This window comes from Massilia sp. LXY-6 (genome assembly GCF_051233485.1).
Taxonomy (GTDB): Bacteria; Pseudomonadota; Gammaproteobacteria; order Burkholderiales; family Burkholderiaceae_D; genus Telluria.
The window spans coordinates 38,390-49,030 of record NZ_JBKFGF010000066.1; the positions used below are offsets into that span (position 1 = coordinate 38,390).

General features: G+C 66.9%; 9 protein-coding genes. 8 read left to right on the forward strand and 1 reads right to left on the reverse strand.

Annotation, left to right across the window (positions count from 1 at the left end; translation table 11 throughout):
- Nucleotides 1–90: 90 nt before the first annotated feature.
- From ACI48D_RS23855 to ACI48D_RS23875, 5 genes are read left to right on the forward strand one after another with little or no spacing between them, the layout of a single operon-like run.
- Nucleotides 91–561, forward strand: coding sequence for an Hsp20/alpha crystallin family protein (locus ACI48D_RS23855; protein ID WP_435573727.1), 471 nt, complete (start codon nucleotides 91–93; stop codon nucleotides 559–561).
- Nucleotides 562–602: 41 nt separating this feature from the next.
- Complete coding sequence (locus tag ACI48D_RS23860; RefSeq protein WP_435573728.1) at nucleotides 603–1,343, forward strand: phosphoribosyltransferase; 741 nt, start codon at nucleotides 603–605, stop codon at nucleotides 1,341–1,343.
- The gene (locus ACI48D_RS23865; RefSeq protein WP_435573729.1) at nucleotides 1,294–2,559 is read left to right on the forward strand and encodes an SRPBCC family protein; all 1,266 of its coding nucleotides are present in this window, start codon (nucleotides 1,294–1,296) and stop codon (nucleotides 2,557–2,559) included. Before ACI48D_RS23860 ends, ACI48D_RS23865 begins: the two co-directional genes overlap by 50 nt.
- Nucleotides 2,560–2,565: 6 nt before the next feature.
- Complete coding sequence (locus ACI48D_RS23870; protein ID WP_435573730.1) at nucleotides 2,566–3,906, forward strand: erythromycin esterase family protein; 1,341 nt, start codon at nucleotides 2,566–2,568, stop codon at nucleotides 3,904–3,906.
- 51 nt (nucleotides 3,907–3,957) lie between these two features.
- The gene (locus ACI48D_RS23875) at nucleotides 3,958–4,275 is read left to right on the forward strand and encodes a hypothetical protein (RefSeq protein WP_435573731.1); all 318 of its coding nucleotides are present in this window, start codon (nucleotides 3,958–3,960) and stop codon (nucleotides 4,273–4,275) included.
- A 3-nt stretch (nucleotides 4,276–4,278) separates the two neighbouring features.
- On the opposite strand, the gene ACI48D_RS23880 is transcribed toward ACI48D_RS23875, so the two are convergent.
- On the reverse strand, nucleotides 4,279–5,784 hold the full coding sequence (locus ACI48D_RS23880; RefSeq protein ID WP_435573732.1) for a hypothetical protein: 1,506 nt from the start codon (nucleotides 5,782–5,784) through the stop codon (nucleotides 4,279–4,281).
- A 412-nt stretch (nucleotides 5,785–6,196) separates the two neighbouring features.
- Between ACI48D_RS23880 and ACI48D_RS23885 the strand changes: the two genes are divergently transcribed.
- The 3 genes from ACI48D_RS23885 to ACI48D_RS23895 are packed head-to-tail and all read left to right on the forward strand — an operon-like array spanning nucleotide 6,197 to nucleotide 10,492.
- A complete protein-coding gene (locus tag ACI48D_RS23885) occupies nucleotides 6,197–6,676 on the forward strand; it encodes a (2Fe-2S)-binding protein (RefSeq protein ID WP_435573733.1) in 480 nt (159 codons plus the stop codon).
- Nucleotides 6,673–8,976 (forward strand): molybdopterin cofactor-binding domain-containing protein, encoded by a 2,304-nt coding sequence (locus ACI48D_RS23890; RefSeq protein ID WP_435573734.1) that lies wholly within the window; start codon nucleotides 6,673–6,675, stop codon nucleotides 8,974–8,976. The genes ACI48D_RS23885 and ACI48D_RS23890 overlap by 4 nt, the downstream gene beginning before the upstream one ends.
- Before the next feature lie 4 nt (nucleotides 8,977–8,980).
- On the forward strand, nucleotides 8,981–10,492 hold the full coding sequence (locus ACI48D_RS23895) for a tetratricopeptide repeat protein (protein ID WP_435573735.1): 1,512 nt from the start codon (nucleotides 8,981–8,983) through the stop codon (nucleotides 10,490–10,492).
- Nucleotides 10,493–10,641 lie beyond the last annotated feature (149 nt).

The window sequence follows — 10,641 nt, forward strand, 5'->3', positions numbered from 1 at the left end:
TGGCGGGCATCAAAAGTGCTTCCGCACCCCTTGAAATCGATTTTCGACAGCCCTATAAATAATGCGTAGTCATTCCATAGGGAGGTCATCATGAACCTGATCAGAAGAGGCAACGCCCCGCTGTCCACCCTGCGCGGCGGTCCCATCGAAGACCAGTTCGGCCGCATGGTCGAGAACATGTTCCAGGACTTCTTCGCGCCCATGGCCCAGGGCGGGCACTGGCTAGAGGACGGTCTGGCCATGCCGCGCCTGAACGTCAGCGAGAACGAAAAAGCGTTCGAAGTCCAGGCCGAACTGCCGGGCGTCAAGAAGGAAGACGTCAAGGTCTCGATCGACGGCCAGCGCGTCACCATCGAAGGAGAATGCCAGCAGGCAAACGAACAGCGTGAGGGCGAACAGGTGGTGTATTCTGAACGCTCGACGCGTAGGTACCAGCGCAGCTTCACCCTGTCGTCCGAGGTCGACGACGCCGGCGCCCAGGCCCGCCTCGAAAATGGCATCCTGATGCTCACGCTGCCCAAGAAACAGGGTGGCGCGGCAAAGCGGCTGACCATCCAGTAGGCACGGGGCAGGCAGTAATAGCGCAGCGGGAGCAGCACAGCATGACCGAGTTCCGCCGTTTCAAGGACCGCAACCAGGCCGGCAAGCTGCTGGCCCACGAGTTGCGGGAGTTCGCCGGGCGTGCCGACGCGGTCGTGCTGGCGCTGCCGCGCGGCGGCGTGCCGGTTGGGTTCGCCATCGCACAGCGGCTCGGCATCGAACTCGATATCCTCCTCGTACGCAAGCTGGGCATGCCCGGCCACGAGGAATATGCGATGGGTGCGGTCGGCAGCGGCGGCGTGCGCGTGCTGCAGCCGGGCGTGCCCGGCCTGCTGGGCGTGAGCGCCGCGCAGGTCGAGGCGGTGACGGCACGCGAGCTGGCGGAACTGGAGCGGCGCGAGCGCGCCTACCGTGGCGCGCGCGCACCGCTGGCGCTGGCCGGACGCACCGCGATCCTGGTCGACGACGGCGTCGCCACCGGCTCGACCATGCTGGCGGCGATCCGGGTGGCGCGCGGCCTGGGGCCGTCGGCGCTGGTACTGGCGGTGCCGGTGGCGCCGCCGCAAACGCTGGCCGCGCTCGAGGGCGAGGTCGATACCCTGGTCTGCCTGTCGGCGCCGCCGCTGTTCCGCTCCGTGGGCCAGTGGTACGACGCCTTCGACCAGACCAGCGACGAAGAAGTGCAGGATCTGCTGGCCACCGCATGGCACGCGCGGACGGCCGCCCGACAACAACCAAAGGAGGACTCGAATCATGCAACGACTGCCGACGCAAAGCACGACGACGACGGACACCGGGCTTGAACTTGCCAAATGGCTGGGCGGCGCCGCCGCCGGCGCCCTATTGATGTACATGCTCGACCCCGACCGCGGCAGCGCACGCCGCGCCCAGTCGGCCGCCGCCGTGCGCTACGCCGGCTCCCGTACCACCGGCGCCCTCGGCAATGTCTGGCGCGGCGCCGGCGAACGGATCGGCGCGGCGACCGAGGGCGCCCTCGACGCCGTCAAGTCCGATGGGATCGGCTCGACGCTGTCGCGCGTGGGCCGCGCCGCCGGCGACATGCTCGACGGCACTGTCTCGAAGGCGAAAGACGTCATGGGCCGCGCATCCAGCACCGCTGGCGACCTGGCCGACGAGGCGATCTCGAAGGCCAAGAGCGGCATGGGCCAGGCGCAGGACAGCGACGGCTATGCCGGCGCCCGTGGCGCAGTCAGCCGCGCCGCCGATACGGTCTCCGATTTCTACGACGATACCCGCAAGAGCGCCGGCCGCCTCGGCAAGCGCGTGGCGCAGGAAGTCGCCGGCGACAGCGAAGGCGCCTGGAACCCGACGATGCGCAATACCGCCCTGGTCGGCGGCGGCCTGCTGGCCCTGATGGGCCTGATGCGCCGCTCGCCGATGGGCGCGGTGCTGGGCCTCGCGGGCGCCGCCCTGCTGGCGCGCGGCGCCGCCAACCAGCCGCTGCGCAGCCTGGCAGGCCGTGGCGCCGCCGGCCTCGGCCTGGGCAAGGGCCTGCACCTGGGCATGGGCATGGACCAGCCCATCGACTTCGAAAAGACGGTCCACATCGACGCCCCGCCCAACGAGGTCTACGAGCAGTTCGCCAATTACGAGAACTTCCCGCGCTTCATGTCGCATGTGGCCGAAGTGCGCGACCTGGGCCGCCGCCGCTCGCACTGGATCGTGAAGGGTCCGGGCGGTTCGCGCTTCGAATGGAACTCCGTGCTGACCGAACAAAGCCGGCCGAACCGCCTGGCATGGCGCAGCGAACCGGGCGCCGAGATCCCGAACAGCGGCTCGATCCAGTTCGAACGCCACCGCGGCGGCACCCTGGTCACGGTACGCATGTCCTACACGCCGCCGGCTGGCGCCATCGGCCATGCCTTCGCACTGCTGCTCGGCTCGGATCCGAAGTCGCAGATGGACGAGGACCTGGGACGCATGAAGTCCCTCATCGAACGCGGATCGATGCCGCGCGAAGCCGCCCAGTCCAGCTGGGTCAGCCGACTGCTGCACTGAGCCATCATGGCGAGCCTCGACCCCGTTGCCGCCATCCGCGCCGCCGCCGTTCCCCTGGGCGGCGGCGCGCGCGACTATGACGCCCTGCTCGACCTGGTCGGCGACGCGCGCTTCGTGCTGCTGGGCGAAGCCACCCACGGCACCCACGAGTTCTACGAGGAGCGCGCGCGCATCACCCAGCGCCTGATCGAGGAAAAAGGCTTCCATGCCGTCGCCGTCGAGGCCGACTGGCCGGACGCCTACCGGGTCAACCGTTACGTGCGCGGCCAGGGCGAGGACCGGGACGCCGTCGCCGCCCTGTCCGGTTTCGAGCGTTTCCCGAACTGGATGTGGCGGAACACCGACGTGGCCGGTTTCGTCGACTGGCTGCGCGCGCACAATCAACAAGTGGAACAAGGGCAGGCCGGCGGCAGGCAGGTCGGCTTCTACGGCCTCGACCTGTACAGCCTGTTCACCTCGCTGCGCGAAGTGCTGGCCTACCTCGACAAGGTCGATCCGCAGGCGGCCCGGGTGGCGCGCGAGCGCTATGCCTGCTTCGACCACTATTACGAGGATAGCCAGCATTACGGCTACTCGGCCAGCCTCGACCTGTCGGCCTCCTGCGAGGAAGGCGTGATCGAGCAGCTGAACCAGATGCAGCAGCGCGCCTACGAGTACTCGCAGAAGGACGGCAGTGCGGACGCGTTCTTCCACGCCCAGCAGAACGCGCGCCTGGTCAAGAATGCCGAGGAATATTACCGCACCATGTTCCGCGGCCGTGTCTCGTCCTGGAACCTGCGCGACAGCCACATGGCCGAAACGCTGGAAGCGCTGGCCCAGCACCTGTCGAAGGATGGCGAACCGGCCAAGATCGTGGTGTGGGAACATAACTCCCATATTGGCGACGCCCGCGCCACCGAAGTCGGCCAGTTGGGTGAGTGGAACGTGGGCGAACTGGCGCGCAAGGCCTATGACGGCCAGACCCGCCTGATCGGCTTCTCGACCTACCAGGGATTCGTCACGGCGGCCTCCGAATGGGACGGCCCGGCCGAGCACAAGCGGGTGCGCCCCGGCATGCCCGGCAGCTACGAGGAATTGCTGCACAATACCGGCATCGAGCGCTTCCTGTTGCCCCTCCGTGGGGACAATCCCGCCCGCGAAGCCCTGATGCAGCGCCGGCTGGAACGGGCGATCGGCGTCATCTATTTACCGCGCAGCGAGCGCCAGAGCCATTATTTCCAGGCCCAGATGGCGGTCCAGTTCGATGCCGTCATCCACATCGACCGCACCACGGCCGTGACGCCCCTCGATCCGGGCGGCGGCTGGCATTCGGAAGAGCCGCCGGAAACCTATCCTGGCGGGTTCTGATCTGCCTGCGGGCGCGAGGCAAGCGCGGTTCGTCGCTATACTGGATCCATAATGGTTCCTGTCCACGACATGGCAAGCGGTATCGACGGCAAGGTGATCCTGCGGCCGGTGACGCCGGTCGAACAGCCGGGCACGATCAATCAACGTCCGTATGAGGCCATCATCACCGTCGAGACTGCAACGGGGCGCGTCGTGGCCTCGGTCCGCAGTGACAGCGCCGGGCGGTTCCGGATCATTCTCGAACCCGGCACCTATGTCCTGCACCCGGCGTCCGAGGCCATCTATCCGCACGCACCGGCGCAAACGGTCACCGTGACCCAGGACCAGTTCACGCCGGTACGCATCGTCTACGACAGCGGAATCCGCTGAGACTCAAGACGCAAAGCCGATACCGACAATGCGGCTGCCCCAGTCGTGATTGGACAGGATGTCCTCATTGACCAGCCAGGCGCGTCGGCCGTTGCGCGGGTCCAGCGTCACCGCCGAATAGTCGCCCCAGCGGCCTCCCGTGAAGAACGTCGGGCTCGTGTAGGCCGCTATACCCGGGCTCAGCGAGTACGCGGTGCCATTGTTGTGGTCGAACCCCGAGAACCGCACCTGGGCATTGGTGCCGCGCGGCGGATCGGTCATCGTCCAGGTCACGTAGATGTCGTTGGCGCTGTTGGCCGCGATCGAGGCATTGAAATCGAACGAGGTCGAGGTCCCGAAGAAGAACGCGCTTCGCACAAGCGAATTGGTAACCGTATTAATCTGGTAGAACTTGGGCGCGGCATAGCCCACCAGGTTGACGGTATGAACCTGCCACAAAAAATCGCCCGTCTGCGTGCTGGCGTTCACGAAGCGCCCGTCGAGCGTGTCCAGCATGGCGGTAGTACCCGGCTGCGGCGCGTCCGGCGGAGCGGAGTAGGCAGGCACGGGCACATTCACCGGCCCCGTCAGCTGGATGGCGTTTGGCCTGCTCGAATTCGTCAACGTGTACAGGCTCAACACGCTCCCACCCGACGCCGCGATGAGGCAAGTTCGCGCGTTCTGGTCCAGCACGATCGGCGGCGCGAGCGTGGCACGCAGGCCCGTGAAGACAGGAACGGAGAAACCGAGGCCGTTGTACAGGCGGGCTTTCGCCACGGCGAACATGTCCGCGCCCCGGAATCCACCGGACGACGTGAACACGTTGGCCGTGATGATGATCGAGTCCTGGTCCATGCCGAGCTGCGGGTAATCCCAGAAATCGCCGGCGTTGAAGGTGACGTTCAATGCGTAGATGTAATACGAGCCGAGCGGATTGGACGACGTGGAAATCGCGACGAAAAACAGCTGGCGTGTGCTCGACTCCTGGAAGGCGTCGGCCGTTACAATCCAGCGGTTCCACACGCTGTCATACACGGCACGCGGATCGAACAACACGCGCGTCGTATAGCCAAAAAATGCCGCGAGCGAAATGCTGGTGCGCTGGCTCGGATTAGCGCGGACGAAAATGTCGATGTGCGAATTGGTGACTTCGACAAAATGGTCGAGGCCTACGGCGCCGTGCGTGTCCGGTGGCATCAGGCCATCGACGTCTGTCGCGCCCGCGAAATTCGGGCCGACGAGGACAATCGGTGCCCGGGGGAGGGCTTCGACCCCGGCTTCGGCTTCTGCTTCGGCTTCTGCTTCGACGGGTTTGTCAGCTACCTGGCCCTGCGCCCGGAGTTGGGATTTGAGCTCCTGATACTCATCGGCAGGCGTCGTCGGCAGGAAAGGCTTCGACTTTCCTTGTGCGACTGCACGCGCGTTCGGCGCCACGCTCTCCTCCATGTCTTGCAACATGGTCTCCATTGTCCTGAGCTGGGGCGCCGCGGCCTCCAGCTGGGTCCCGATTTCAATTGAAGAATGTTTCATGGCATTACTCCTTTCCAGTTGATTCGTCTCGAGCGCTAAAGAACAAACGCCAGTCTCCCGCCATGTTCACTATCGTGATAAACCGACCGGGCGTTGTTGATAGGAGTCAGGCGATAGAGCTCATGAAGAAGAGCCAACGGGAACTTTTCCTTTTGCAAATTGAAGTCAAATTGGCTTATCAAGGACGCGAAAAAAGGGGGAATTCCTATTTATCGAAGGAATAGTCCGCTGCCAGAAGAGAAAGATCTTCCAGGGAAACGCAGATTAAACTCATCCACGGCTTCAAGCGGCAATGTCACCATTTCGCGTAGAAAGCCGTCTAGCAGACCCGGCAACTCATAAAACCTTGGTCTTAACGCCCCGCTTTGGTTTACGATTGTGTTGTTCTGTTCTGGCAATAACTAAACAACTCATGAGCAAATACACGTTGAACGTCAACGGCAAGGCGCAAGCCGTCGACGTCGAGGCCGACACGCCCCTGCTGTGGGCCCTGCGCGACACTCTGGGCCTGGTCGGCACCAAGTACGGCTGCGGCGTCGGTGCCTGCGGTGCCTGTACCGTACACGTCGACGGCCAACCGGCGCGCGCCTGCCAGTTGCCGGTGGGGAGCCTAGGCAAACGCAAGATCACGACCATCGAGGGACTCGACGCCAAGGCCGCGCACCCGCTGCAGCAGGCCTGGCAGGAGCTCGACGTGCCGCAATGCGGTTATTGCCAGTCCGGACAGATCATGAGCGCCTGCGCCCTGCTCAAGCAGCACCCGCGCCCGAGCGACGCCCAGATCGACGAGGCCATGGCCGGCAACCTGTGCCGCTGCGCGACCTATGTCCGCATCCGCGCCGGCATCCACCGTGCGGCCGAGATCGCCTCGAACGGAAAGGGCAAGAAATGAGCGTCCGCCACGACAGCCCTCGCCGTGATACTCCCGCTTCCGCCTCGCGCCGCAACTTCCTGCGCCAATCCGCAGCCGGCGGTTCGCTGCTGGCCCTCGGCCTGTACGGCGGCGGTGCCATCGCGGCCGTCGCCCATGCCGGCGCCGCCGCCAACGCAGCCGCCACCGAGTTTTCGCCAAACGTCTTCATCCGCATCGCCCAGGACGGCATCGTGACCCTGGTGTCCAAGCAGCCGGAAATCGGCCAGGGCATCAAGACCTCGCTGCCGATGGTGATCGCGGAAGAGCTCGAAGTCGACTGGTCCGATGTGCGTGTGGTCCAGGGCGACCTGAACCCGGCCTACGGTCCGCAGGGCGCCGGCGGCTCGACCTCGACCCCGACCAACTACGAGAACTTCCACCGCCTGGGCGCGACCGCGCGCACGATGCTGGTCCAGGCCGCAGCGCAGACCTGGGGCGTGCAGGCCGGCGAATGCCGCGCCGAACGCGGCGCAGTGCTGCACGACGGGAGCGGCCGCCGCCTCGGCTACGGCGAACTGGTGAAAACCGCGGCCGCGCTGCCGGTACCCGATGCCAAGGGCGTCCAGCTGAAGGATCCGGCCACCTACCGCCTGCTCGGCACCCGCGTGGGCGGGGTCGACAACGACAAGCTCGTGGCCGGCAAGCCGCTGTTCGGCATCGACGTCCGACTGCCCGGCATGCTGTACGCCGTTTACGTCAAGTGCCCGGTACTGGGCGGCCGCCCGGTCTCGGCCAACCTCGACGCCATCAAGGCGATGCCGGGCGTGAAGGATGCCTTCATCGTCGAAGGCACGGAGAACCTGAACGGCCTGCGCCCCGGCGTGGCGATCGTCGCCAACAGTACCTGGAACGCGATCCGCGCGCGCAAGAAGCTGCAGGTGCAATGGGACGAAGGCGAAGGCGCACACCACAGCTGGGCGGGCTTCCTGGCCCAGGCCCAGGCGGCCGGCAAACAGCCGGGCGCGGCCACGATGCGCCGCGACGGCGACGTCGAGACCGCGCTGGCCGGCGCCGCCCGCACGGTGGAGGCGGCCTACACCTACCCCTTCATCTCGCACGCGAGCATGGAGCCGCAAAACTGCACCGCCACGGTCGATCCGAAGGACGGCAGCGTGGAACTGTGGGCGCCGACCCAGAATCCCGGCTCCGGCCAGGCGCTGGTGGCCAGCACCTTCAACATCCCGAAAGAGAAGGTCACGCTGCACATCACGCGCAGCGGCGGCGGCTTCGGGCGGCGCCTGTCGTCCGACTTCATCGTCGACGCGGTCGCTATCGCCCAGAAGCTCAAGGCACCGGTCAAGCTGACCTGGATGCGCGAGGACGACCTGCAGCACGACCATTTCCGCGCCGGCGGCTTCCACTTCCTGCGCGGCGGCGTCGACGCCGGTGGCAAGCTGGTGGCCTGGCACAACCATTTCGTCACCTTCGCCAACCGCGTCGAGATCAAGGAAAGCGACGGCACCAGTGGCAATAGCAACCCCGGCGTGCTGCGGCCGGGCAGCGGCGGCAGCCTGTCGGGCGACGAGTTCCCCGGCCGCTGGGCCGCCAACTGCCTGCTCGAACAGACCCCGTTGGAGTGCCGCATTCCGATGGGTCCGTGGCGCGCGCCGGGTTCCAACGTGTTTGCCTGGGTGTTCCACAGCTTCATCGACGAGCTGGCCCATGCCGCCGGCCGCGATCCGGTCGAATTCCGCCTCGATATCCTGGGCGACCGGGACATGGTGGCCGGCACCGGCGAGCGCGGCGTGCCCTACAACGTGGCGCGCATGCGCAATGTACTGAAGGCGGTGGCCGAGAAGGCCGACTGGGGCAAGCGCAAGTTCGCGCGCGGGCAAGGAGCGGGCGTGGCCTTCCACTTCAGCCACCGCGGCTATGTGGCGGAAGTGGCCGAGGTCACGGTGTCGAAGGAAGGCCAGCTGAAGGTCGACCGCGTGGTGGTGGTGGCCGACATCGGCGCCCAGATCGTCAACCTGTCCGGCGCCGAGAACCAGGTGCAGGGCTCGGTGATCGATGGCCTGTCCACCCTGATGTATCCGGCGCTGGACATCGAGAAGGGCCGCATCGTGCAGAGCAACTTCCACGATTACCCGCTGCTGCGCATGCCGGACACGCCCACCAAAATCGAAGCCCACTTCCTGAAGACCGATTGCCCGGTCACGGGCCTGGGCGAACCGGTGTTCCCGCCACTGGCGCCGGCCGTCTGCAACGCGATCTTCGCCGCCACCGGCAAGCGCGTGCGCGAGCTGCCGCTCGCCAAGGCCGACCTCAGCTGGAGCTGAGCCGGTGTCCGGTTCCGCCCCCAGCGCCCTGCTCGGCCGCGCCGTCGCCCTGCACCAGCAGGGGCTGCTGGAGCAGGCGCAGGCACTATACGAACAGGTGCTGGCGGCCGATCCGCGGCAATTCGACGCCCTGCACCTGAGCGGCGTGATCGCGCGCCAGCGCGGCGATGCGGCGCGCGCGGTCGACCTGATCCGCGCTGCCCTGCAGGTCGACGCCCACCAGGCACGCGCCCACTGCAATCTCGGCGCCGCCCTGCAGGACCTCGGCCAGGCCGACGCGGCGCTCCAGAGCTACGAAACAGCACTGCGCCTCGATCCGCGCTATGCGCTGGCCTGGAACAACCGCGGCAACACGCTGCGCCGCCTCCAGCGCCTGCCCGAGGCATTGGACAGCTACGAGCGCGCGCTGGCGCAGCAATCGAATTATCCGGAAGCCTGGTGCCTCCGCGCCATCGTCCTGAACGACCTCGGACGCCATGCGGATGCAGCGGCCAGCGCAGAACAGGCCCTCGCCGGCCGTCCCGGATATGCGGACGCCCAGCAGGCGCTCGGCAATGCGCTGCAGGCGCTGGAGCGTTTTGCGGAATCCGTGGCGGCCTACGATTGCGCGCTGGCGGGCGCGGCGCCCGGCCACCGGGCCGAGATCTGGTGCGCACGCGGCGCCGCGCTGAAGAAATCCGGCGACCTGGCCAGGGCACTGGACAGCTACGACCACGCCCTGCTCCTGCGTCCCGGCTATGCGCTGGCCGAGCACTACCGCGCCAACGTGCTGCGCGCGCTGGGCCGGCGCGAGGAAGCTGTTCAAGCCTACCGCCGCGCGCGCGAACTCGGTGCGGACCCGGCCGGCATCGGCTTCGCGCTGGCCGCGCTGGGCGAAGGCGAGGCGCCGAAATCCGCCCCGGCCGGCTACGTGAAGGAGCTGTTCGACCAGTACGCCGGCCATTTCGACCGCCACCTGGTCGGCGTACTCGGCTACCGCACGCCCGAGCTGCTGGTGGCGCTGCTGCACGGCGGGCCCGGCGCGCAGGTGGGGTCGGCCCTCGACCTCGGCTGCGGCACCGGCCTATGCGCGCCCCTGCTGCGGCCGCTGGCGCGGCGCCTGGCCGGCGTCGACCTCTCCGAAAAGATGCTGGACAAGGCTCGCGAGTCGGGACTGTACGACGAGCTGGCCTGCGCCGACATCCTGGCCTGGCTGGAAAGCCGGCAGCGCGAATGGGACCTGGTGCTGGCGGCCGACGTGCTGGTCTACTTCGGCGAACTGGCGCCGCTGTTCGCACGGGTGGCGCAGGCCCTGCACCCGGGCGGCCGGTTCGCGTTCTCGGTAGAGGCGCTGGAGAATGAGGCCGGCTATGCGATCACGGCCTCGAACCGCTTCGCCCACGCGCCCGCGTACGTGCGCGCCTGCGCCGCGCAAGCCGGTTTCACGGTGGTGAAGGAGCGCGACGCGGTGCTGCGCAAGGAGCATGGCGCGGACGTCGCCGGCATGCTCTTCCTACTGCATTTCAAGAGCGGCTAACAAAGCCCTCAGGGCAAGGGATACGGCCACCCGGCGCATCGGCGAAGACAGTACGCTGATATGTATTGACCTTGTCAACGACTGCGACAAGAGATTTTGGCTTTTGCAGCGGGTTGGTAGCAGAACGGGCGGCATGCCGACGGTTGATC

Excerpts from the sequence above, each read along its gene's own strand:
- ACI48D_RS23855 (WP_435573727.1), top strand. The coding sequence starts at position 91 with ATGAACCTGATCAGAAGAGGCAACGCCCCGCTGTCCACCCTGCGCGGC.
- ACI48D_RS23860 (WP_435573728.1), top strand. The coding sequence starts at position 603 with ATGACCGAGTTCCGCCGTTTCAAGGACCGCAACCAGGCCGGCAAGCTG.
- ACI48D_RS23865 (WP_435573729.1), top strand. The coding sequence starts at position 1,294 with ATGCAACGACTGCCGACGCAAAGCACGACGACGACGGACACCGGGCTT.
- ACI48D_RS23870 (WP_435573730.1), top strand. The coding sequence starts at position 2,566 with ATGGCGAGCCTCGACCCCGTTGCCGCCATCCGCGCCGCCGCCGTTCCC.
- ACI48D_RS23875 (WP_435573731.1), top strand. The coding sequence starts at position 3,958 with ATGGTTCCTGTCCACGACATGGCAAGCGGTATCGACGGCAAGGTGATC.
- ACI48D_RS23880 (WP_435573732.1), bottom strand. The coding sequence starts at position 5,784 with ATGAAACATTCTTCAATTGAAATCGGGACCCAGCTGGAGGCCGCGGCG.
- ACI48D_RS23885 (WP_435573733.1), top strand. The coding sequence starts at position 6,197 with ATGAGCAAATACACGTTGAACGTCAACGGCAAGGCGCAAGCCGTCGAC.
- ACI48D_RS23890 (WP_435573734.1), top strand. The coding sequence starts at position 6,673 with ATGAGCGTCCGCCACGACAGCCCTCGCCGTGATACTCCCGCTTCCGCC.